Source organism: Brucella oryzae (assembly GCF_041929965.1).
Classification (GTDB): Bacteria; Pseudomonadota; Alphaproteobacteria; order Rhizobiales; family Rhizobiaceae; genus Brucella; species Brucella oryzae.
This window is the reverse complement of record NZ_JBHEEO010000010.1, coordinates 29,525-52,866: the sequence shown is the minus strand read 5'-3', so window position 1 is coordinate 52,866 and position 23,342 is coordinate 29,525. Positions and strand designations below refer to the sequence as shown.

Here is a 23,342-nt window from a genome sequence, read left to right as displayed (position 1 = left end):
GGCTCCCAAAGGTGCCGCCCCATTTATATATAGGTGGCTATCAATTCTCTATCGGCAGCCGATGGCGAATGAGCGTGGTCCAGTATGAGCAACCCCAGGCAATGACATCGTCGTTGAAGTCATACTTCGGATGATGGAGATTGGCGCTCGGGCCATTGCCGATATTGATCATCGCACCGGGTACTTCGTTCAGCATGAAGGCAAAGTCTTCACCGCCGAGCGTTGCGGGCATGTCGCGAGTCACGCGGTCGGAACCGGCAACTGCTTCTGCAGCGATTGCCGCCAGCTCAGTTTCCCGCTCGTGATTAACAGTGACGGGGTAGCTGCGCTGATAGTCGAGTGTGGCCTTGGCGCCGAAAGCATCGGCAATGCCCTGAACGGCGCGGGTCAATCGCTCTTCGATGTGATCGCGCACTTCCTCGCGAAGCGTACGAACCGTGCCGGTTAGCCGGATTTTCTGCGGAATGACGTTGAACGCATCGCCACCCTGAATGGTGGTGATCGAGATCACTGCGGAATCCAGTGGATCGATGGTGCGGGCTGTCAGGGCCTGAATCGCTTGAATGAGAGCTGCCGTCACGGGAATGGGGTCTATGCTCAGCTGCGGCATGGCCGCATGTCCGCCAACGCCTTCGATGGTTATGTCGAGAATGTCGACCGATCCCATGATTGGGCCGGAATTGATGGTAAAATGCCCGACAGCGAGATTCGGGCGGTTATGCATGCCGTAAACTTCGTTGACCGGCCAACGCTTGAACAGGCCATCATCGATCATCGCCTTGGCGCCAGCGCCACCTTCTTCGGCAGGCTGGAAGATCACGATGACCGTGCCGTCGAAGGCGCGGCTTTGCGCGAGTTCGCGAGCCGCGCCCAAAAGCATAGTCGTATGACCATCATGACCGCAGGCATGCATCTTGCCTGGTACTTTCGACGACCATTCCGCGCCGGTTTCTTCGAGGATCGGCAGCGCATCCATGTCGGCACGCAGGCCGATGGCGCGACCGGAACGGTTCGACTGACCGCGAATGACGCCGACGACGCCGGTGCGTCCGATGCCGGTCACCACCTCGTCGACGCCTGCGGCGCGCAACGCTTCGGCCACTTTTTCCGCGGTCCGGTTCACATCGTAAAGCAGCTCGGGGTTTTCGTGCAGGTCACGACGGAACGCGACGAGTTCGTCCAGCTGGTTCGATGTCCAGTTTTCAACCGGCATGTCAGGCTCCTTTTGTGTTGTCTTCAGTCGTGTCGAGGCGGTAGCGGAAATCGCAGTGGCTTGCGCCCTTCATGATGGTCTGCGTGCGTTCCAGCTTCATGTCGGGATTGTAGCCGATGCAGAAATCGCCATCGCGATTGCAGGAAAGCAGGTGACCGATATGGCCAAGGCCCATCTCGCGGTACATTTCCGAATAGCGGCAGCGCGTAACGTTGAAATCGAAATGATCTTCGCCCTGCGAGATCACGTCGATCTCCAGTGCATTTTCCTTCGTCCAGAGCGGCTGGATATCGGCAAAATCCTGTATTGTCGGCGTGTGGCCCAGCTCGTCAGCAAAGCTCTTGCCCTGTTCGATGGCCGAACGGCTGACTGCTTCACCGATTGCTGCCTGCGCTTCTTCCTCACCGGAGCGCTCTCGAATAACTTCGTAGACGTTCTTGAGAACCAGTGCTTCGATGCGGCGACGTTCAAGAATTGACATTTGATTCATGAGCCTGACCTTTCACATGAATGCTCGTTAGTATTAGCTATGTAGCCTATCCCGGACTTCCAGACGCAACAGTTTGGACACATTTAGTTGGCCCCGTTCGCTACCGCGGCTCGGAGAGGTCCTTGCGCCGAAGCCAGGCGAGATAAAAAGGAGCGATCTTCCGCGCGACTTTATGAAAAGGCAGCGGTGCCGGTTCCGATACGGGCAAGGCAAGCTCCTGTACCGGCTCGCCGTCCAGCGCGCGTGCGAATTCACGCCCAAGCGATGTGCCAAGCGCAACGCCGCGCCCGTTGCAGCCGATCCACGCCCAGCCATTGGGGCCGAGCTGATGAACGCGGGGAAAGCGATCCCACGTCATGCCGATATAGCCGCTCCACACATGGGTGATTTCCGGCTCGCCAAGTGCGGGGAAGGCTTCCGCCATGTTGCGCGCCGTCTTGCGCCTGACGCGCTCAGTCACGTTGAAATCGCCCATCACCACACCGCCGGTAATCAGCCGATTGCGGGCGTCGTAGCGGAAGAAGCGCAGATCGCCGCGCGTATCGGAAACGGCTTGCCGTCCGGGCAAAATCGTTGCGCGCAGATTATCGCTGACGGGCGCGGTCGCCATCTGCCACGAGAGTACCGGCACAATGGTGCGGGCAAGGCGCGGGGCAAGCCCTTCACGCAGTTCGCCGGTATAGGCATTGGTCGCCAGCAGAAAACCCTTGGCGCGTACGGTGGCGCTGGCAGTCTTGACCTCCCAGTGGTCGCCCACTTGAGCATAGGAAATGACCGGGCTTTGCTCGTGGATGATTGCGCCGTGGCGTTCGGCAGCGGCGGCAAGTCCCCGTGCGAAAGCCAGCGGATTGATATGACCTCCGGTCGGGTTGAACATGCCGCCATACCAGAAATCGCTGCCCAACAGCCGCGATGTTGCAGCACGGTCGAAAAACTCTGCCGGGAAGCCGAAGCGTTTCCATGCTTCCACGCGGGTTTGCGACAGCTTCACCCGGCCCGGCGAATGGGCAGGCTGGAACCAGCCGTTCTGCTCGGCCTCGGCCTCGATGTTTTCGTCGCGCACGATGGAGAAAAGAATGTCGGCGCTATTGCCGATCAGTCTGGCAAAACGTTCACCCGATGCGCCGTAGCGTTTGGCGATTGCATCCGGCTCGGCGGAAGTCATGGTCGGGATGACCTGTCCGTTGTTGCGCCCGGACGCGCCCCAGCCGACCGCATTGCCTTCAAGCAGGATGACGCGCTTGCCGCGCTTTGCCAGATGGAGTGCGGCGGAAAGCCCCGTAAAGCCGCCGCCGACAATGGCGACATCGGCTTCCGCGTCTTTCGCAAGCGTGGGGGCCGGTACGCGTTCAGGTGCGGTGGCGGCCCAAATGGATGGTGGAAATTCTATCTTCTGCATTGTGTCACGCGTTTTCCAAAATGGGTGGCGTCCAACTCTTGCCGGGAATGGAGGCAAGCAGGCGCTGTGTATATTCATGTTGCGGGTTGGCGAAGACTTCGGCTGTCAGACCGGCTTCGGCGATCTCGCCCTTCGACATGACGATGATGCGGTCGCAGAGCTGCGCGGCAACACGCAAATCGTGCGTTACGAAAAGCAGCGACAGGTTGAGCCGTTCGCGCAAATCGGCCAGAAGCCGCAGAACTTGCGCCTGCACGGAGACATCGAGCGCGGAGACCGGTTCGTCGGCGACAATGATGCGCGGCTCCAGAGCAAGGGCGCGGGCAATGCCGATGCGTTGGCGCTGCCCGCCCGAGAACTCGTGAGGAAATCGGTCGGCGGCAGCGGGCGAAAGCTCGACCAGCTCCAGCAATTCGCGGGCCTTTGCGTGCGCCTCATCCTTCGGCATGCCATGGACGATTGGCCCCTGCGCAATCAGGTCCACCACGCGGCGGCGCGGATTGAGCGAGGCCATCGGGTCCTGAAAGACCATCTGGATGTCCTTGCGCATGGCCCGCACTTCACGCGGGCTGGCGCTCAGAAAATCCCTGCCATTCACATCGACCTTGCCGCTATCGGCTTCCAGCAGACGGGTGACGATGCGCGAAACGGTGGTCTTACCCGAACCGCTTTCGCCGACGACGCCAAGCGTTTCGCCCTGACGCAGCTCGAACGAAAGGTCCTTCACGGCGGGAACGGCGCTGCGTTTTCCGCTCAGCAATCCGCCGCGCGCCTTGAAGGTTTTGCGTAAAGCGCTCGCCCTGAGAATGATCGGCTGCGCTTCAACTGACGGCTTCGGTTCGGGCGGGGTGAGGGCTGGAACCGATGCGATCAGCGCCTTTGTGTAAGCGTGCTGCGGATGGTTCAGCACTTCGTTTGCCGGACCTTCCTCAACCAGTTCGCCAAGCCGCAGCACCGCGACACGGTCGGCAATTTCCGCCACGACGCCGAAGTCATGCGTGATGAACAGAATGCCGGTATTGTGTTCGCGTTGCAGGTCGCGGATCAGTTTCAGGATCTGTGCCTGCGTGGTCACGTCGAGTGCCGTGGTCGGCTCGTCGGCGATGATGAGGCGCGGCTTCAGGATCAGCGCCATCGCAATCATGACGCGCTGGCGCTGCCCGCCCGAAATCTGGTGCGGATAGGCGTTATAGGCGGATTCCGGGTCCGGAATTTTTACCTCTGCCAGCATGTCCAGTACGGCGGCACGACGCTCCTTGCGTCCAAGCTTCGTGTGCAGGCGCAGCACTTCATCGATCTGCCAGCCGACCGTCTTCTGCGGGTTGAGCGCGGTCATCGGCTCTTGAAAGATCATGCCGATCCGGTCGCCGCGCAGCTTCTTCATATCGGCTTCGCTGAGTGAATAAAGATCGGTGCCTTCAAGCTTGATCGTGCCATGGGTTACGCGCACATGCGGTTCCGGCAGAAGGCGCATGATCGCGCCCGCTGAAAGCGATTTTCCGGAGCCGCTTTCGCCGACGAGGCAGACGATTTCACCGGGATTGATTGTCAGTGTCAGGTCCTGCAGGGCGTAAGGGCGGTCGGCGCCCTTCGGCAGCGCGATCTGCAGGCTTTTGATTTCGAGAACGGGTGCGGCGGTCATTATTTCTTCTGCCTCGGATTAAGCGCGTCGTTCAGGCCTTCGCCAAGCAGGCTGAAGGAAAGAACGGTGAGCAGAATGGCGATGCCGGGAATGACCGAGCAGAACCAGTCGGTGCGCAACACGGCGCGACCCTGGCCGATCATGTTGCCCCAGCTTGCATAGTTCGGATCGCCGAGACCAAGGAAGGCGAGAGCGCTTTCCATCAGGATGGAGGTGGCCATCACCACGGATGCAAAGACAATCACCGGCGGCAGGGCATTCGGCAGGATTTCGCGAAAGATGATCGAGACGTTGCCGACACCCAGATTGCGCGCGGCATCGATGAATTCGCGCTTGCGCAGCGCCAGAAATTCGGCGCGCACCATGCGGGCCGGCGCAGTCCACGACACGATGCCTATGCAGATGATGATGTTTTCGATGGAAGAGCCGAAGATTGCCACCAGTGTCAGAAGCAGAACGAAGCTTGGAACAGTCTGGAAAGCCTCGGTGATACGCATCAAAACGTCATCCACCCAACCACCATAATAGCCGGCAAGAGCGCCGATGATGATGCCGATCACGATGGAAATCAGGGTGGCCACCACGCCGATCAGAAGCGAGATGCGCGCGCCATGGAAGATGCCTGCCATGATATCGCGCCCGAGCTGATCGGTGCCAAGCGGCGTGGCAGCATTGACGAATGGCCAGACGAGCGGGTCGCCAGCGCGCCGCAGCGGGTCACCGGGCGTAATGACATCGGCCAGCAGCGCAATCAGGACCACGGCAATGAAGAGGATAAGGCCCAGCACGGCGGCGCGGTTGCGGCTGAAACGCTGCCACAGAATTTTTGCGCGCGAGACCTGCGGGCGGGTGAGGGAGAGGTCCTGTGAAGTCATGACAGTTCGATCCTGGAATCAAGCCGCGCATAGATGAGATCGGTGATGAAATTCACGATCACCACCAGCACCGAGCACAGGAAGATGATGCCCATGAGCGTGTTGAGGTCGCGCTTGATCACGGAGGTGTAGGCGAGCTGACCGAGACCGGGCAACGAGAAGATTGTCTCGATCACGACGGAGCCGCCAAGCACAGTCGAGAATTGCAGTCCGAGCAGCGTCACGACGGGCAGAAAGGCGTTGCGCATGATGTGATGGAACATCAGCCTTGCACCGCTGGCGCCCTTGGCGCGGGCCGTGCGGACATAATCGAGGTCGGCCACTTCCAGCACGCTGGTGCGCATCAGGCGCATATAGAATGCAAGATAGATGAGCGAAAGCGCCGTCGTCGGCATGACAAGGTGCACGGCAATATCCCAGACATTCTTCCAGCCGGTATAAAAACCGGCAATCGTCTTGTAGCCGCCGACCGGCAGCCAGCCGAGCTTGACGGAAAAGATGAACATCAGGATGAGGCTGAGGAAGAAGCTTGGCATGGCATAGAAGACAAGGCCAAGCGTGGAAATCGCATTGTCGGTCAGGGAATATGCCTTGCGCGCCGCGAGAGCTCCAAGCGCAATACCGAAAATGAAGGCCACCGAAAGCGACGAAACCATGAGCAGGAGGGTCGGCACGAGGCGGGCCATCAGTACATCCAGCACCGGCTGCTCGTAGACATAGGACCAGCCGAAATCGAACTGCGCCAGCTTGGTCATGTAAATCCAGAGCTGCGTCCAGATCGGTTGGTCGAGGCCATATTCAGCGCGCAGATTGGCGACGAATTGGGGGTCTGCGCCGCCCATGTCGCCGACAAGCGCGTCCACGGTATCGCCGGGCGCGAGCTTGATCAGCAGGAATGACCCGATCATGATGAGGAGGATGACGGGGATCGCCTGCAAGATGCGCCGCAGCGCAAAAGTCAGGAGCGGGGGCAGGGGCATTGCGGATTATCCTGCAAGATAGGCATTTCAGCATTCAGGGAAGAGGGGAAGCCACTGCCGGATGACCGGCAGCGGCTGCACGTTGCTTATTGGTCGATCCACAAATCGTACCAGCTGGAAGAATCCCAGCGTGGCGTGTTGTGGTGGTTCTTCAAGACCTTGTTGGTCACGCCGACGAACGGATGTTCGATGGCGAAGATGACCGGCAGGTCCTTCATCTCAAGCTGCTGGATCTGGTGATAAAGATCGGCACGCTTGGCCGGGTCGAGCTCGCTCGCGGCCTTGTCGATCAGGCTGTCCATTTCATCCGACTTGTAGTCGAACTGGTTGGACCATGCGGTGCCGACCGGAGCGCCGGAACGCAGCCAGACGGTTGTGGAAACAGCCGGGTCAGAGCGGAACTGATGCCAGCCGCTGGCCGTGTCGAAGTCGTGATCGCGATAGACGCCGTTGAGGAAGCCCGGTGCATCATTGGTCAGGATTTCGACGTCGATGCCGACTTCCTTCATGGCCTGCGCATAATATTCAGCCCAGAGCTGCGTATATTCACCCCATGGCGCCGGGCGATGGCGCAGCTTGAAGCGGATGCCGTTCTCCTTGACCGGATAGCCGGCTTCGTCGAGAAGTTTCTTCGCCTTTTCAACATCATATGGGTAAGTCTGGACCTGATCCGTATAGTTGGCACCACCGGTGCTCGGGATCGGGCCACGGCCCGGCTTGGCATAGCCGCGCATGATCGTCTTGATCGCGAAATCGATGTCGAGCGCGTGATAGATCGCCTGACGAACCTTCAGATTGGCAAGGATCGGATTGCGCAGGTTGAACTCGACGGTCGAGTGGGCAACGTTGTTTTCGAAACCCTTGGTGCCGGTGTCGAAGCGGCCATCCTTCTGGAGGCGCTCGGTATCCGACATGGAGATGCCGTTGAAGGCGGTTTCCATCATTTCACCGGCTTCAAGCGCTGCGGCTGCGGCGGCCTTGTCCGGCATGAAGCGCCAGACCACGCGGTCGAGATAAGGATATTCCTTGCCACGCCAGTAATCGTCATTACGCTCGGCAATAATGTGCTGGCCGCGTTGATATTCGACGAACTTGAATGGCCCCGTGCCAACCGGCGCGGCGTTGTACTTGTTCTTCAGAATATCCGTGCCTTCATAAAGATGCTTCGGCACTGGATGACCGAGATCGGGCATGGCTGCGACGAGCAGTTCCAGCGGCATCGGCTTGGAATAGCGGAACACTGCTGTGTAAGGATCGGTGCAATCGACAGCTTCGAGATTGGCCTGAAGCGTGGTCGAATAGTTGAGGAGTTTCTTCCAGAGGTTCATTGCGCTGTAGGAAACGTCATCGCAGGTGAAAGGCTGGCCGTCATGCCAGCGCACATTCTCGCGCAGCTTGAAGGTGATGGCCTTGCCGTCTTCCGAAGACGACCAGCTTGTGGCCAGAACCGGCACATAGCCCTCGTAAGTGCGGTCAATCAGCGGCTCCATGATGCGGCCGGTGATCTGGTAGACGCCGGTGGAGGCGCGCAGCGCAGGGTTGAGCACACCCTGCTCGGTGTTCATATGGACGATGACAGTGCCGCCGCGCTTCACTTCTTCGGCGTGGGAAGACGCCGTAGCAAGCGAAAACGCTGCGAGAAACAAGCCAAAGCCAGCTTTTCTGATATGCATTCTCTGTTCCCCTGAAGGACGTTGAGGGAGGGCTTTCGAGCCTCTTTTCCCGCAGCTCCCAATATTGTTCAAGCCCCTGAAATTGCTCAAAAAGCTGCTCCAGAGGATCTTTATTCTATGCAAGCACTGATATGCTAGAATCCATGGCGATATTGTCAAGATAAACTAATATATCGGGCAAAATTGGTAAAATTTCTCGACCGGCCTGCGTTAATAGATGTCGATTTTCTACGACGGAGTTTGTTGATGACCGGATTTCTCCCGAGCTGAACACAAACTCGGACAAAACGAACGCGATACGGTCCGGATTACCGGCGCCGGGTCTGGCATCGGCGCTGCCATGGCGAGACGGTTCGCACTTGAGGGCTGGCGACGCCGCTTCTCGCGCGTCATCCGGGTTTCGATCTCTCCCGCATGGATGATGTCATCCAGCTCGCGGATATGGCCGAAACCACGCTCTATGTTGCCAATATGAATCCCAAGGTTACGATCCACGAGATCGTTCTGGCTCCGACGAAAAATAGAAAGGAAAATTTGCATGTCTCATCCGGTCAAAGGCGTCGATCATATTTTTCTGCTGGTCGACGATCTGGAGGATAGTGCCGAGCAATATCGCCGTTTCGGATTCACGCTGAGCCCACGCGGTCTCCACAGCAAGGAGAAGGGCACCGGCAACTACACAATCATGTTCCCGGAAGATTATTTCGAGCTGCTTGGCATCGTTGCCGAGACGCCGGGCAATCTGCACCAGCGCGAGAAACTGGCGGCGCAGGGCGAAGGCCTCCATGCCATCGCCTGCCGCATCGACAATGCGCGTGATGCGAAGGCGGAACTGGGCGCACTTGGCATCAAGACCGGCGAGGTCGGTGCATTTCAGCGTCCTGTTCAGCTGCCAAACGGCGGCGAGGGTGTTGCGGCTTTTGAAACCGTATCTTTCGCGGAAAGTGAAGTGCCGCAGGGCATGGTGTTCATGTGTCAGCACAAGACCCGCGAAACGGTCTGGCTGCCGGAACTGATCGAACATGCAAATGGTGCAAATGGCCTTTCCGCCATTGTTGCTATTTCATCCGATCCCGAAACTGCGGCCAAAGGTTTTGCGCGCCTGTTCGCGGACGGAAAGGCAGAGACGCAGGATGGCGGCTGGAAGGTTTCGACCGGCACGCGCTCGGCGGACATATTGGTTGTGAGTGAGGAAAAAGCCGCAGAAATCTATCCCGGCGTGGATTTTGCCAAAACACCGGGCAGGGCTTTCGCCGTCCTGCGTATCCGGGTCGCTTCGCTGGACAGGACACGGGGTGTTCTGGATGCCAATGGCATTTCCCACGTGAAGACATCTGCAGGCATCGCCGTGCTGCCGGAAAATGCCAGCGGCACGGTTCTGGAATTCTCGGAACAGTAAGAACTTGAACGGGCGGGGCCAGTGGCCCCGCTTATTATATTCAGCGCGGAAAGCGCTGGTTTTCTTCCAGCACGTTCAGGTCCATGTGGTTGCGCATGTAGCGCTCGGATGCCTTTTGCAGCGGCTGGTAGTCCCATGGATAATAGGCACCGTTGCGCAATGCCGGATAGACGACGTGACGACGAGCCTGACTGGCCCGGACGTCGGCATCGTAGCGTTCCAGATTCCAGCGTGTTTCAGCTTTGGCCAGAAGGTCGTCCAGAACGGCTTTGAAGTCCGGCAGCTCGGCCAGATTGCGCAACTCGTCCGGATCGTCGGCGAGGTTGAACAGTTGCGGCGGGTCAGCGCGGCAAAGGTTGAGCTTCCAGTTACCGTCACGCAGCGAGACCATCGGTGCAATGGTACCCTCGGCTGCATATTCGACCGGAACCGCACCGCGTTCGGCGGTGCCGGAGGCAACATCTGTCAGAGACACGCCGTCGGTCCATGGCATGATGCCCCTGAGGTCGATACCGGCAAGGTCGGCCAGTGTCGGCAGGACGTCGAGCGTCGAGACGGGCGCGTCCACGCGGCCCGGTTTCAGTTGCGGAGCCGCGACCATCAGCGGGACGCGCGCCGAACCATCGAAGAAACTCATCTTGAACCACAGGCCACGTTCACCAAGCATATCGCCGTGATCGGAAGTGAAGACCACAATCGTGTCATCCGTCATGCCGCAGCGTTCGATCACATCGAGCAGGGTGCCGATCTTTTCATCCACATAGGAGATATTGGCAAAATAGGCCTGACGCGCCGTGCGAACCTGTTCGCGGGTCAGGTCATAATCCTCGGCCTTGCAGGCCCGCAACAGGCGTTCCGTATGCGGGTCGATCTCGCTTTCAAGCAGAGGCGCGATTTTGGGATCCAGTTCGGAAATGTCCTCATAGAGATCGAAGAAGCGCTTGCGTGCTACGTAAGGATCGTGGGGATGCGTGAAGCTGACTGTCAGACACCATGGCCGCTGGTCGTGACCGCGAGCCAGATCATAGAGCTTCGCTTCGGCCTGATAGGCGACTTCATCGTCATATTCGAGCTGGTTGGTGATTTCGGCGGAACCTGCTCCGGTGATGGAGCCGAGATTGTGATACCACCAGTCGATGCGCTCGCCTGGCTTGCGATAATCCGGCGTCCAGCCGAAATCTGCCGGGTAGATGTCGGTGGTGAGCCGCTGTTCAAAACCGTGCAGCTGATCCGGCCCGACGAAATGCATCTTGCCGGAAAGCGCCGTCTGGTAACCAGCGTTGCGGAGATGATGCGCATAGGTCGGGATTTCAGACGAAAACTCTGCCGCATTGTCGTAAACACCGGTCCGAAACGGCAGCTGGCCCGACATGAACGACGCGCGCGCCGGTGCGCAGAGCGGGCTTGCCGTATAGCAATTGGTAAAACGGGTGGAACGTTCGGCAAGCTTTCTCAGATTGGGAACATGCAGGAATTCGGCAGGGCCATCCGGAAAGAACGTGCCGTTCAGCTGGTCGACCATGAGAACGAGGATATTCGGCTTTTTCATTGTGCGGGACCGTTGGCAAGTGTGGGAACGCGAAACGGCGGACGCTGAAACGCCCGCCTTTTAAGTCTCGTTGTTGACGGTCAGAGACCGAGGCTTGCCTTGACGGCTTCCGCGCCCGGTTCGCCCTTGAAGGTGGTGACGCCCGCAAGCCACTTGTCGATCTGGTCCGGATGCGCCTTCAGCCATTCCTTGGCTGCTGCGGGACCTTCCGCGCCCTCATCCAGAATCTTGCCCATCAGCTCATTCTCGATATCGACGGTGAAAATGAGGTTCTTGAAGAATGTCGCGGCATTCGGACATTGTGCGGCCCAGCCGGTGCGGCCAAGCGTATAGACCTCCGCACCACCGAAATTCGGGCCGAAATAGTCATCGCCGCCCGCGAGATATTCGATCTTCAGCTTGTTGTTCATCGGGTGCGGTGCCCAGGCCAGGAACACGACCCATGCCTTATCCTTGTTCTTGCGGTCCACCTGCGCGAGCATGGCCTGCTCGCTCGATTCCACCATCTTCCAGCCGTCGAGCTTGAATTTCTGATCCTCGATGATTTTCTGGATGTTCTGATTGGCAGGTGCGCCCGGCTCGATGCCGTAAATCTCCTTGCCGAACTTGTCGGCATGGGCGGCAAGATCGGCAAAGTCCTTCACGCCTTCGCTTGCCACATAATCCGGCACAGCCAGCGTGAACTTCGCCCCTTCGAGGTTTTTCACGATGACTTCGGCGGCTTTCGCCTTGTCGAGATCGTCGCGGAACTTCTGTTGTGCGGGCATCCAGTTGCCGAGGAAAACGTCAAGATTGCCGGTCTTGAGCGCCTCATAACCGATCGGCACGGACATGGTCTTCACGTCGGGCTTATAGCCCAACCCCTCTAGCAATACGCTTGCGACGGAGTTGGTGGAGGTGATGTCGGTCCAGCCCGGATCGGACAGCCGGATGGTTTCGCAGGCCGCGGGATCGGCAGCAGAAGCGGCTCCTGAAAGCCCAGCCAGTGCCGTGAACGCCAGTGCTGCAATCTTCAAATAGCCCATTGATGACCCCTCTGATTAATTAAAACGGATTATGTCTCGAATTCCTACTTTAAGGAAAACATCATTTAGGCTAAGGAAAAACCCATTCATTTTTTATCGAAGCTATAGAGAATATTTATGGTTTCTCCATCCTGGGACCTTGGCAGTCTTGGCGTTTTCGAAGCGGTGGGACGATTGGAAAATCTGACCCTTGCAGCGCGTGAACTCGGCATGACGCAACCGGCGGTCAGCTATCAGATAAAGCGCATCGAGGAGCGTCTGGGCGTTGCATTGTTCGCCCGGCGGGCCCGCGGCGTCGAGATATTGCCGGAGGGCCGCATTCTTTATGAGGCCGTGCGCTCCGGTCTCGATGGAATCGAGGAGGCGGTGCAGCAGATCAAACGCCGCCAGCGTGCGCCGGGATTGCGTATCGCGACCGATTACGGCTTTGCGACATTCTGGCTGATGCCGCGTGTCGCGCAGTTTCGCCCGAAACATCCGGAAGTGGATGTCCGCATCACGGCCTCGTCCATGCTCCAGCCTCTCGACCGACGTGATGCAGATATTTCGATCCTGTTCGGCGGTCGCGAGGATTTTCCGAAAGACGCCATCGCTTTCATCGGCGAACAAGTCGTGCCGGTCTGTTCCCCGGCCTATCTTGCCCAGCATGGCCCGTTTCCGGAGGGGAAACGGCTCGGTGCGGCCTCGCTCCTGCATCTTGATACTTTGCAGGGTGACCGCTGGTTCACGTGGCAGTCTTGGCTCGATGCTATTGGTGAGGACATAGAGGATGACAATTACGGGCTGGTCTTCAACACCTATAATCTGGTGATCGAGGCAGCTATCGCCGATCAGGGCGTGGCGCTTGGCTGGGCGGGGCTGATCGACGGGGCCGTGCAGCGCGGACAGCTTGTTCATGCTTGCGCGGTGTCCCAGACCAGTGACAAGGGCTACTGGCTGATTTTCAACCCGGATATTTCTACCGGGGCGCGCAAGCTCGCACTGGAATTGCTGGGTGCGAGGAATGAGGAACGGTATTTTAAGAAATAAGCTAATTTAGCAAAGTTGATCGCAATCAATGAAATCCGGCCCCGATATGGGTTGATGGGGCAGGCGCGTGTTCCATATCGCTTTTGGGATGCGTTGCATTGCCATTCACCAATCACGCAGGAAAGGATGAATTATGTCGGCAAACGGTAAGGTTGCTCTTGTCACGGGCGCAGCACAGGGCATTGGGCGCGGTATTGCGTTGCGGTTGGCCAAGGACGGCTTTGATATCGCGCTGGTCGACCTGAAGGCCGACAAGCTTGATGCGGTCAAGAAGGAAGTCGAGGCGCTGGGCCGCAAGGCATCCACCTTCTCTGCCGATGTCAGCAAGCGTGATGATGTCTATGCCGCGATTGACCATGCGGAAAAGACGCTTGGCGGTTTCGATGTCATTGTCAACAATGCCGGTATTGCGCAGGTGCAACCCATAGCCGATGTCAAGCCTGAAGAGGTCGAGCGGATATTTCGCATCAATGTCGATGGCGTTCTGTGGGGCATTCAGGCCGCAGCTGCCAAGTTCAAGGCGCGCAAGCAGAAGGGCAAGATCATCAATGCCTCTTCCATCGCGGGCCATGACGGGTTTGCGATGCTGGGCGTCTATTCGGCCACAAAATTCGCGGTGCGTGCGCTGACCCAGGCTGCAGCCCAGGAATATGCAAGCGCCGGGATCACCGTGAACGCCTATTGCCCCGGTATTGTCGGCACCGATATGTGGGTCGAAATTGATGAACGCTTCTCGGAAATCACCGGTGCGCCGAAAGGCGAGACCTACAAGAAATATGTGGAAGGGATCGCGCTTGGCCGCGCCCAGACGCCGGACGATGTGGCGGCTCTGGTGTCGTTCCTCGCAAGCCCGGATTCCGACTACATCACCGGTCAGGCCATCCTGACGGACGGTGGTATCGTCTATCGCTGATTGTTCCGGTCCTGCACCTTTCGGGGTGCAGGACGGCTAGTGTGGCTTTGAATCCGAAATTCGTTCGCAACCCCGCTCCAGAGTGATACGAATTTCGGATTCGCCACACTAGCGTTTACGCTGTTTCACCCTGTGTTAAACTGTCCTTCTTTGAGAGGAAGGGCTGACCATGACACGTCTGACGGCGAAGGATTTCCCGCAAGAACTTCTCGAACTCTACGATTTCTATGCCCATGGCCGGATAACCAAACGCGAGTTTCTGGACCGGGCCGCAAAATTTGCGGTCGGCACCATGACGGCAACAACCATACTAGCCTCGCTCAGTCCCGATTATGCGATGGCGCAGCAGGTCGAATTCACCGATCCCGATATCCATCCTGAATATATCACCTATCCGTCACCGGAAGGAAACGGCAAGGTTCGCGCTTATCTGGTGCGACCGGCCAAGCTGCAAGGCAAACTGCCCGCCGTGGTGGTGGTGCACGAAAATCGCGGTCTCAATCCCTACATCGAAGATGTGGCCCGCCGCGTTGCAAAGGCCGGTTTCATCGCGCTCGCGCCTGATGGACTCACTTCGGTCGGGGGCTATCCGGGTAACGATGACAAGGGCCGCGAATTGCAGCAGCAGGTCGATCCGACCAAGCTGATGAACGACTTCTTTGCGGCGGTCGATTTCATGATGAAAAGCGATCTGACGACCGGAAAAGTCGGCATCACCGGCTTCTGCTATGGCGGTGGTGTCGCCAATGCGGCGGCGGTCGCATTCCCGGAACTCGCAGCCGCTGTGCCTTTCTATGGCAGGCAGGCTCCGACGGATGAAGTGTCGCGCATCAAGGCGCCGCTCCTGTTACACTATGCAGAACTCGATACGCGCATCAATGAAGGCTGGCCGGCCTATGAGGAAGCGTTGAAAAAGAACGGCAAGACCTACGAGGCTTACATCTATCCGGGCGTCAATCACGGCTTCCATAATGATTCCACGCCGCGTTACGACGAAGCGGCGGCGAAGCTCGCATGGGACCGGACCATTGAATGGTTCAAGCGCTATCTGGCCCGAAGTTGGGGCATGTCTCCCGAAAGTGGGAACCGGTTTCGGGATAAAGACATGCTTGAAAAACAAACAGATAGAAACGCGCTCTAGGCCTCGGTTTTTAACGATTTGAAGCTGTTGACGGCTATCACGACGACGATGCCGATCAGGACCGCAAGCACGGCCTGCAGGAAAGACGTGGCGATCCATTCGAAAGCGGCCGAAAACCGGGTGCCTTCGGTCGGCAGGTGCGAGACGATGGAATGGATGAAGGCTTCAACGCTATGGATGCCGATGGAATCCAGTCCGTGTACGATGATGCTGCCGCCGACCCAAAGCATGGCGACGGTGCCGACGGTGCTCAGAACCTTCAATATGATGGGCATACCCGCAACCAGCCCCTTGCCAAGCTGCCTGCCGAAAGCTGTATGGCTGTTGCGCACAAGCGAAACGCCGATATCGTCAAGTTTTACGATGATGCCGACCACGCCATAGACCGCAAAAGTGATCAGTATGCCGACGCTCGCAAGGATGGCCGCCTGCGTATAGATACTCGACGGGGCAAGTCCCGCCAGCGTCAGCGCCATGATTTCCGCCGACAGGATGAAGTCCGTGCGGATCGCGCCATTAACGGTCGTTTGTTCGATCTCCTTGGCTGTTGCGCCCTTGGTCTCCTCATGTTCCTCTTCCTTGTGCGGGATGAAGAACTCGACCAGTTTTTCCGTTCCTTCGAAAGCCAGATACACGCCGCCGATCATCAGAAGCGGCATGATGAAAGAGGGGGCGAAATAGCCGAGAATGAGCGCCAGCGGCAGCAGGAAGATGAGCTTGTTGCGCAGCGATCCCTTGGTGATTTTCCAGATGACCGGCAATTCGCGTTCCGGCTTCAACCCTACCACATATTTCGGCGTGACGGCCGTATCGTCGATGACGATGCCTGCCGCCTTGGCGCTGGCTTTCGCTGTTTGTCCCGCAACGTCGTCGAGCGAAGCTGCCGCCATTTTCGCGATGGCTGCGACATCATCGAGAAGCGCAAACAAGCCGGACGCCATGGGGAACCTTTCTACATTGCTGTTGCAGGTAGCTAAACTTTGAATGGGCGCTACGTCCAGATGAAAAATGAATGCTGGTCACTGTCTCATAAAACGAGACAATCTGTGCATCATTGTCAATATTCTAATGGTCATGCGCATCGTTATATTGAACTGAATTCCGTGCGTGGACGTTTCGCGCCCTTGCCGGAAATGTTCTAGCATTCCGACACGATCTGAAGACGTCGGACAGGAGATCGAACATGACCATTCAAACCTATGAACACCGGCTGAAGGCCGGAGCGAAGGGAGCGCCGCTCTTCATTGTGTTTCACGGCACAGGCGGCGATGAGAACCAGTTTTTCGGTCTGGCGGAACAGCTTTTGCCGGAAGCGACCATCGTGTCGCCACGCGGTGACGTCTCGGAATATGGCGCCGCACGCTTCTTCCGTCGGACGGGCGAGGGCGTCTACGATATGGAAGACCTTGCTCGCGCCACCGATAAGATGGCCGGTTTCATCGCCGGGCTTGTGGCTGAACACAAGCCATCCGAAGTGATCGGGCTCGGCTATTCCAATGGCGCCAATATCATGGCGAACCTGCTGATCGAGAAAGGCAGGGTGTTCGACAAGGCGGCACTTTTGCATCCTCTGGTGCCGTTCAGGCCGAACGACAATCCCGCGCTCGAAGGTGCGAAAGTTCTCATGACCGCCGGACGGATGGACCCGATCTGTCCGCCGGATCTGACGGAAGCACTCGCGCATTACTTCGAGCGCCAGAAAGCTGATGTCGAGCTTGTCTGGCATCCGGGCGGGCACGAATTGCGCCAGACGGAACTGGCCGCCGTTCAGTCATTCCTCCAGAATTAAGCTCAAAGCCGCTGTTCAGTTTTGAACGGCGGCTTTTTTGATCTGGTTCCTCTTGCAAAAATCAATATACATTATATTTAATTGTATATTGATGATGAGGTGCCATAATGAATTCGATCCCGGGCGGTGCGTCCGCCCATGAAAACAAGATGACGCGCACGGAAATGGAAGGGCGGGCAACCGAGGTTGCCGAACTCCTCAAGACGCTTTCGCACCCGGCGCGGCTGATGCTGGCATGTACCCTTGCAGAACGCGAATATTCGGTCGGTGAACTGGAAGAAGTGCTTGGCATTCACCAGCCGACGCTGTCTCAGCAGCTGGGTGTGCTGCGGGAAGCGGGCATCGTCGAAACCCGTCGCGAAGCCAAGCAGATTTTCTACCGGCTGACGGAGGCCAAGGCGGCGCAGCTGATCGAGGCGCTCTACGGTATCTTCTGCGCACCGGAGGGACGGGTATGATCGCAACTTATCTGCAATCGCTGGCGGGCGGCATGTTGCTCGGCCTTTCCGCGATCCTGCTTCTCGTGTTCAATGGACGTATCGCCGGTATCAGCGGCATCGTCGGTCGGCTTCTGGGTGGCAAACAGGTTCCAGCCAATGCGGCCTTTGTCCTCGGCCTCGTTCTGGGGCCGATTATCTATGCTGCAATTTACGGTTCGTTTCCACCGGTCACGATGGCCATGTCCTGGCCTGTTATTGTTGTTGCAGGGCTTCTGGTCGGTATCGGAACCCGTATGGGATCTGGGTGTACGTCAGGCCATGGCATTCTTGGCATGGCGCGGTTTTCCAAGCGTTCGATAGCCGCCACGCTCATCTTTCTCTTAACCGGCATTCTGGTGGCCAGCATTTCGGGAGCATTGCTATGAAACAGTCGGCAAATGCACGTTTGGCCATGACGCTGCTTGCGGGTGCGATCTTCGGTTTCGGCCTGTCCCTGTCGGGTATGATCGATCCATCGCGCGTGACCGGCTTCCTGAATATTACCAGCGGTGATTGGGACCCGAGCCTTGCCTTTGTGCTTGGCGGCGCTCTCCTAGTGGCAGTCCCCGGTGTAATGCTGCAGCGGCGTATGGCACGGCCCGTGCTGGACGAGTCGTTCCATTTGCCGGAAAAGACCGAAATCGACCGGCGGCTGATTGTCGGCTCTGCCATTTTCGGCGCGGGCTGGGGGCTGGCAGGTTTCTGTCCCGGCCCTGTCGTATCGGCGCTATCAATGGGGCTGCCGCAGGTATGGCTCTTCGTCGCGATGATGGTTTTGGGAATGATTTTCCACGATCACGTCATGAACCGGACGGCAACAGAAGCATTCAAATCTTGAATTCTTTAGTCAAATTACCCTTTTAATAGGGAGATGAATGAGTTAGGCACCCTTTGATTATCTTCGAGGGAGCCGCGCCATGGCTGGATTGCTGAAACGTTTTGCCGGATATTATCGTCCGCATCGTGGGCTGTTCGCGCTGGATTTTACCAGCGCGGTGGCCTCCGGCCTGCTTGAGCTTGCCTTTCCGGTTGCCGTTACGCTTTTCATCGACAAGCTGTTGCCGACCGGCCAGCTTGGTGTGATCGCCATTGCTGCGGTCGGCCTCTTGGCCATCTACGTCGTCAATGCCTTCCTGCAGGTCATCGTGACCTATTGGGGGCATATGCTCGGCATCAAGATCGAGACGGAGATGCGCCGCAAGGCCTTCGATCATCTGCAGAAACTCTCCTTCGGCTTCTTCGACAATCAGAAGACCGGCCATCTTGTGGCGCGGCTGACCAAGGATCTGGAAGAGATCGGTGAAGTAGCGCATCACGGACCGGAGGATGTCTTCATCGCGATCATGACCCTGATCGGCGCCTTTATCCTGATGCTGTGGGTGCATCCGCCGCTGGCGCTGATAACTGCGGTCATCGTTCCGCTATCGGCCTATGTCACCGCCCGCTATGGCGGGCGCATGACGAACACATGGCATGCGCTTTACCGGCGTGTTGGCGATTTCAACGCCCGTATCGAGGAGAATGTCGGCGGCATCCGCGTCGTTCAGGCCTTTACGAATGAGGACCACGAACGCCAGCTTTTCGCGGAGAGCAACGACAAATATCTGACCACCAAGCTTGCTGCCTACAAGATCATGGCCGCGTCAATGTCGCTGTCCTATCTGTCGATGCGTTTCGTGCAGGTGGTGGTGATGCTGGCAGGCGCCTGGTTCGTGGTGCGCGGCGAACTGACGGCTGGCGGATTTGTCGGCTTCCTGCTGCTGGTCAACGTGTTCTTCCGCCCGATTGAAAAGATCAATTCGGTCATCGAAACCTACCCGAAGGGCATTGCCGGTTTTCAGCGTTATACGGAGTTTCTCGACACGCGCCCGGATATTGCAGATCGCTCCGGTGCGCAGCCGGTTGACCGTCTGACCGGTGATATTGAATATCGCGATGTGAGCTTCGGCTATAGCGCCGAGCGCCCCATTGTCGATGGTCTCGATATTTCCATTCGTGCGGGCGAAACGATTGCCTTCGTTGGTCCTTCCGGTGCGGGCAAGACGACGATCTGCTCGCTGCTGCCGCGCTTCTATGATGTGACGAAGGGTGCCATTCTCGCCGACGGTATCGATATTCGCGACATGACCCTGAAGTCTCTGCGGTCGAATATCGGCATTGTCAGTCAGGATGTGTTTCTGTTCGCCGGAACGATCCGGGAAAACATTGCCTATGGCCGTCTCGATGCGACCGACGCGGAAATCGTCGAGGCTGCGCGCCGGGCAAGGCTTGATGGCGTGATCGCCAATCTGCCGGAAGGCTACGACACCGTCATTGGCGAGCGCGGCGTAAAACTTTCCGGCGGGCAGAAGCAGCGCATGGCCATTGCGCGCATATTCCTGAAAAATCCGCCGATCCTGATCCTCGATGAGGCGACTTCCGCGCTCGATACGGAAACCGAACGCGCCATCCAGCAATCGCTCGCCGAGCTTTCGCAAGGCCGCACGACGCTGGTGATCGCACATCGCCTTGCAACCATCGTCAATGCCGACCGTATTCTGGTGGTGGAAGGCGGGCGGATTGCCGAGCAGGGTAGCCATGCCGAGCTGTTGGCCATGAAGGGCGGGCGCTACAAGCGCCTGCATATCGCACAGGCCGGGCTGGACCAGGGGGTATTAGAGCGCATTTCGATCTGATTGAATCAGATCGGCGCAATAAGCCGATTGCATATCAGGATGTACTTACGAAAGACGGCCTCTGGTCGTCTTTTTTGTTGCTTGAGGGCGGGCGAACAAGTTTCGTTGATATCTGATGTATCAGATATTGACATATCAGATTCGCTGTTTCAGGATCGCAGCGTTAATTCCGTGACAAACAGGTGTTGCCTTGGGTGATAACGTTTCCCCCCTTTCTCCGATCAAGGTGAAGAGCCTCCGAGACCATGTGCATGACAATCTGCGCGAGGCGATTATTTCCGGTCGGATCAAGTCCGGCGAAAAGCTGAACGAGAGGCAGCTGGCATCCGATCTCGGTATCAGCACGAGCCCTTTGAAAGAGGCTCTGCGCCAGCTGGAAGGAGAGGGGCTGGTCAGAACGGAGGCGCGTCGCGGAACGTTTGTATCGTTCAATGCACGACAGGCCGAAGAGATGACGCTCGCCCGCGCTGCGCTGGAAAGCATCATTGCGCGACAGGCGGCCAAGCACGGCGGCGAGGAGGCATTTGGCTTTCTTCGCTCGGTGATCGAGGAAATGCGGGCGGCGGTCGAGGCGGGCAATGTCGATCAACTGATCGAACTGAACGAGAAATTCCACGACGGCATCCATGAGGCATCGGGATGCGAATATCTGCGCCGGTTGCAGAATGCGCAGCGCATGTACGACCATGCCGCAAGGGTGACTGTCCTGTCGCGCGAGGACGTGCGGCGGCAGTCGTTCAAAGAGCATGAGGCGATCATGCAGGCAATTACGGCGCGCAACGGCGATCTGGCCGAGCGCCTGATGCGCGAGCATATCGTGAAAGCGGGAGATACGCATATCGAACTGGTCTTCTGACCGGTACATTGGGAGGAAATAATGGATTTAGTGGGCTACCGCCGGGTGCTTCGGGGCATTTCGGGCGTGCATGCGACGGCCTATGACGCAAAGGGCGAGATCGATGCCGGGCTGACGGGTAAAATCGTCGAACGCATCGCGGAAGCGGGTGTTCATAACATCGTCACCGGCGGAAATACCGGCGAATTCTACAGTCTCACCGAGGAAGAAGTCATTCGCCTGCAGGCGATTGCCATTGCCTCGGTTAACGGAAAAGCAGCTGTAACGGCTGCCGCCGGTCGTTCGGTGCGCGAGGCGATTAGGGTCGCGCAGGCGGCGGGCAAAGCCGGAGCCGATGGCGTGATGATCCATCATCCGCTCGATCCCTTCGCTGCACCTCATGCGCAGGTGGATTATTTCATTGCGATTGCCGAAGCCATCGATCTGCCCATTGTCGCCTATATCCGTTCAGACCAGGTCCCGCTCGATGAAATGGTGCGCCTTGCTACCCATCCGAAGGTTGCCGGCGTCAAGTTTGCATCGCAGAACACGATGCTCTTCTTCGAATGCTGCCGGGCGACGAAGGGCATGGATGCGACATGGATCTGTGGTCTGGCGGAAAGCTGGGCCTTGCCTTTCTATGCCCTTGGTGGCCGCGGCTTTACCTCGGGCCTCGTCAATGTCGCGCCGAAGCGTTCGCTTGCCGTCTGGAATGCGCTGGAGGCAGGAGATTTCGCAAGAGCGCGGGCCGTGGTCGAAAGCATTGCCGATTTCGAGACCATGCGCACCAGATACCGCAATGGCGCCAATGTGACCGTTGTCAAGGAAGCATTGCAGGTTCAGGGATTCGACGTCGGTAAGGTGCGGCTACCCGGATTGCCGCAGCTTGAAACGAATGATCGCGAGATGCTCCAGAAGATCGTCTCGGGCTGGGAGAGTGATGGCATTGTCTGACAAATGAAACCCGGGCGTCCTGACAGGGAGAAGAGGGGCGCACGGAAAACCAAAAAGTGGAGGAGAACATGCGTAAGGGAATTTCACGCCGCACATTCATGGCGGGGGCCGGGATTGCGACCGGCATGGGTATCATGCTGCCGAAAGGCGTGTGGGCACAGTCGGCGAAACTGCCGTCTTCGCCCGTGGCGCTCAATGTCATCGATGCCGCAGGCAATCTGGCCCTGACCCAACCGATCTTCGATAATTTTGCAGCCGAGCAGAAGGCGCTTGTCTCGCGCTTCACCTTCAACAAGGCACCAGCACCCGAACTGCCGGGAAAGATCAAGGCGCAGCAGCGCGCCAACCGCATCGACATCGACATGGTGATTGTCGGGCCGGACGCGCTTTCCGCCGGACTTGCCGACGATATATGGACCGACATCATTGCGCTGCCGGATAACGGCCTGCCGAAACTTCAGGATATCTATCTGGAACCCGCATGGCGCATGCAGGAAATGTCGAAGGGCAAGGGCGTCGTGGTGTCCTATTATCCATCCGGCCCCTTGCTTGAATTTCACCCCGACAAGGTGAAGACGCCGCCCAAGACCGCTGAAGAACTGCTGGCCTGGGCGAAGGAAAATCCAAACAAGTTCATCTATGCCCGCCCGGCCAATTCCGGTCCGGGACGCACCTTCCTGATGGGGCTTCCCTATCTGCTGGGCGACAGCGATCCGAAAGACCCGGTCAAGGGCTGGGACAAGACCTGGGCCTATCTGAAGGAACTGCACAAGAATATCGAATATTACCCGGCAGGAACGGGCGCGCTCATGAAGGAACTGGGCGAGGGCACGCGCGACATGACGGTGACGACCACCGGTTGGGACATCAATCCGCGTGCGCTCGGCGTGGTGCCGAAGGAGATGGGCGTCAGCAAGCTGGAAGGTTTCCACTGGGTTTGCGATGCGCATTATTTCGCCATTCCCAAGGGCGTGTCCGAGGAAAAGGTCGCGGTGCTGATGGAGTTCATCAAGTTCTCGCTCAAGCCCGACCAGCAGGCCTATTCCTACGATGCCGGCTATTTCTATCCGGGCCCCGCTGTGAAGGACGTCACCATCGAAATGGCGCCGAAGGAAAGCCAGAACATCATCGCGGAGTTCGGGCGTCCGGAATATGCCGACTGGATTGCCAATAATCCGATAGAGCTGCCGCTCGAACCGGAGGCGCTGGTCGCTGCATTCCGCCGCTGGGACGAAGAGGTTGCCGGGGGCTGAGGCTACCGGCAGCTATTTCCGGGCGAGCC

General features: G+C 58.1%; 22 protein-coding genes and 1 pseudogene. 12 read left to right on the top strand and 11 right to left on the bottom strand.

Annotation, left to right across the window (positions count from 1 at the left end):
- Positions 1-40: 40 nt before the first annotated feature.
- The 8 genes from JNC70_RS12705 to JNC70_RS12670 form a co-directional block, all read right to left on the bottom strand.
- Positions 41-1,213, bottom strand: a complete 1,173-nt coding sequence (locus JNC70_RS12705) for a M20 aminoacylase family protein (protein ID WP_104754345.1) — start codon at positions 1,211-1,213, stop codon at positions 41-43.
- A gap of 1 nt (position 1,214) precedes the next feature.
- Positions 1,215-1,703, bottom strand: coding sequence for an L-2-amino-thiazoline-4-carboxylic acid hydrolase (locus JNC70_RS12700; protein ID WP_104754346.1), 489 nt, complete (start codon positions 1,701-1,703; stop codon positions 1,215-1,217).
- Between the two features lie 100 nt (positions 1,704-1,803).
- On the bottom strand, positions 1,804-3,102 hold the full coding sequence (locus JNC70_RS12695) for an NAD(P)/FAD-dependent oxidoreductase (protein WP_104754347.1): 1,299 nt from the start codon (positions 3,100-3,102) through the stop codon (positions 1,804-1,806).
- Positions 3,103-3,106: 4 nt separating this feature from the next.
- Positions 3,107-4,744, bottom strand: coding sequence for an ABC transporter ATP-binding protein (locus JNC70_RS12690; RefSeq protein WP_374788601.1), 1,638 nt, complete (start codon positions 4,742-4,744; stop codon positions 3,107-3,109).
- Complete coding sequence (locus tag JNC70_RS12685; protein WP_104754349.1) at positions 4,744-5,619, bottom strand: ABC transporter permease; 876 nt, start codon at positions 5,617-5,619, stop codon at positions 4,744-4,746. Before JNC70_RS12685 ends, JNC70_RS12690 begins: the two co-directional genes overlap by 1 nt.
- Positions 5,616-6,599, bottom strand: a complete 984-nt coding sequence (locus JNC70_RS12680; RefSeq protein WP_104754350.1) for an ABC transporter permease — start codon at positions 6,597-6,599, stop codon at positions 5,616-5,618. The genes JNC70_RS12685 and JNC70_RS12680 overlap by 4 nt, the downstream gene beginning before the upstream one ends.
- A gap of 86 nt (positions 6,600-6,685) precedes the next feature.
- Positions 6,686-8,272 (bottom strand): ABC transporter substrate-binding protein, encoded by a 1,587-nt coding sequence (locus tag JNC70_RS12675; RefSeq protein ID WP_211695138.1) that lies wholly within the window; start codon positions 8,270-8,272, stop codon positions 6,686-6,688.
- Positions 8,273-8,500: 228 nt separating this feature from the next.
- Entirely contained in the window at positions 8,501-8,812 is a 312-nt protein-coding gene (locus JNC70_RS12670) for a hypothetical protein (RefSeq protein WP_208623427.1), read from the bottom strand.
- Here JNC70_RS12670 and JNC70_RS12665 point away from each other — a divergent pair.
- Positions 8,811-9,671: a VOC family protein gene (locus JNC70_RS12665; RefSeq protein ID WP_104754352.1), complete on the top strand. Its 861-nt coding sequence runs from the start codon at positions 8,811-8,813 to the stop codon at positions 9,669-9,671. The two genes, JNC70_RS12670 and JNC70_RS12665, sit on opposite strands and share 2 nt — an antisense overlap.
- 40 nt (positions 9,672-9,711) lie before the next feature.
- Here the strand turns inward: JNC70_RS12665 and betC are convergent, their stop codons facing one another.
- Both betC and choX read right to left on the bottom strand, forming a co-directional pair.
- Entirely contained in the window at positions 9,712-11,220 is a 1,509-nt protein-coding gene (gene betC / locus JNC70_RS12660) for a choline-sulfatase (RefSeq protein WP_104754353.1), read from the bottom strand.
- Positions 11,221-11,300: 80 nt separating this feature from the next.
- The gene (choX, locus tag JNC70_RS12655; protein ID WP_104754354.1) at positions 11,301-12,245 is read right to left on the bottom strand and encodes a choline ABC transporter substrate-binding protein; all 945 of its coding nucleotides are present in this window, start codon (positions 12,243-12,245) and stop codon (positions 11,301-11,303) included.
- Between the two features lie 117 nt (positions 12,246-12,362).
- Here choX and JNC70_RS12650 point away from each other — a divergent pair, with 117 nt between their 5' ends.
- The 3 genes and pseudogenes from JNC70_RS12650 to yghX all read left to right on the top strand — a co-directional run.
- Positions 12,363-13,274, top strand: coding sequence for a LysR substrate-binding domain-containing protein (locus JNC70_RS12650; protein ID WP_104754355.1), 912 nt, complete (start codon positions 12,363-12,365; stop codon positions 13,272-13,274).
- Positions 13,275-13,407: 133 nt separating this feature from the next.
- Complete coding sequence (locus JNC70_RS12645; RefSeq protein WP_104754356.1) at positions 13,408-14,187, top strand: acetoin reductase; 780 nt, start codon at positions 13,408-13,410, stop codon at positions 14,185-14,187.
- Positions 14,188-14,356: 169 nt separating this feature from the next.
- Positions 14,357-15,241, top strand: a pseudogene (yghX, locus tag JNC70_RS12640) (YghX family hydrolase); the annotation flags it as partial.
- 83 nt (positions 15,242-15,324) lie between these two features.
- On the opposite strand, the gene JNC70_RS12635 reads toward yghX, so the two are convergent.
- Positions 15,325-16,269, bottom strand: coding sequence for a DUF808 domain-containing protein (locus JNC70_RS12635; protein WP_104754357.1), 945 nt, complete (start codon positions 16,267-16,269; stop codon positions 15,325-15,327).
- Positions 16,270-16,511: 242 nt separating this feature from the next.
- On the opposite strand from JNC70_RS12635, the gene JNC70_RS12630 reads away from it, so the two are divergent.
- From JNC70_RS12630 to JNC70_RS12595, 8 genes are all read left to right on the top strand, one after another.
- Positions 16,512-17,117, top strand: a complete 606-nt coding sequence (locus JNC70_RS12630; protein WP_104754358.1) for an alpha/beta hydrolase — start codon at positions 16,512-16,514, stop codon at positions 17,115-17,117.
- 107 nt (positions 17,118-17,224) lie between these two features.
- On the top strand, positions 17,225-17,575 hold the full coding sequence (gene bigR / locus JNC70_RS12625) for a sulfite-sensing transcriptional repressor BigR (protein ID WP_104754359.1): 351 nt from the start codon (positions 17,225-17,227) through the stop codon (positions 17,573-17,575).
- Positions 17,572-17,982, top strand: coding sequence for a YeeE/YedE family protein (locus tag JNC70_RS12620; RefSeq protein ID WP_104754360.1), 411 nt, complete (start codon positions 17,572-17,574; stop codon positions 17,980-17,982). Before bigR ends, JNC70_RS12620 begins: the two co-directional genes overlap by 4 nt.
- A complete protein-coding gene (locus JNC70_RS12615; RefSeq protein ID WP_104754361.1) occupies positions 17,979-18,434 on the top strand; it encodes a YeeE/YedE family protein in 456 nt (151 codons plus the stop codon). Before JNC70_RS12620 ends, JNC70_RS12615 begins: the two co-directional genes overlap by 4 nt.
- 79 nt (positions 18,435-18,513) lie before the next feature.
- Positions 18,514-20,271, top strand: coding sequence for an ABC transporter ATP-binding protein (locus tag JNC70_RS12610; protein WP_104754362.1), 1,758 nt, complete (start codon positions 18,514-18,516; stop codon positions 20,269-20,271).
- A gap of 247 nt (positions 20,272-20,518) precedes the next feature.
- Positions 20,519-21,127 (top strand): GntR family transcriptional regulator, encoded by a 609-nt coding sequence (locus JNC70_RS12605; RefSeq protein WP_104754363.1) that lies wholly within the window; start codon positions 20,519-20,521, stop codon positions 21,125-21,127.
- Positions 21,128-21,148: 21 nt separating this feature from the next.
- Complete coding sequence (locus tag JNC70_RS12600; RefSeq protein WP_104754364.1) at positions 21,149-22,060, top strand: dihydrodipicolinate synthase family protein; 912 nt, start codon at positions 21,149-21,151, stop codon at positions 22,058-22,060.
- A gap of 98 nt (positions 22,061-22,158) precedes the next feature.
- Entirely contained in the window at positions 22,159-23,313 is a 1,155-nt protein-coding gene (locus JNC70_RS12595) for an extracellular solute-binding protein (protein WP_245414722.1), read from the top strand.
- Positions 23,314-23,342 lie beyond the last annotated feature (29 nt).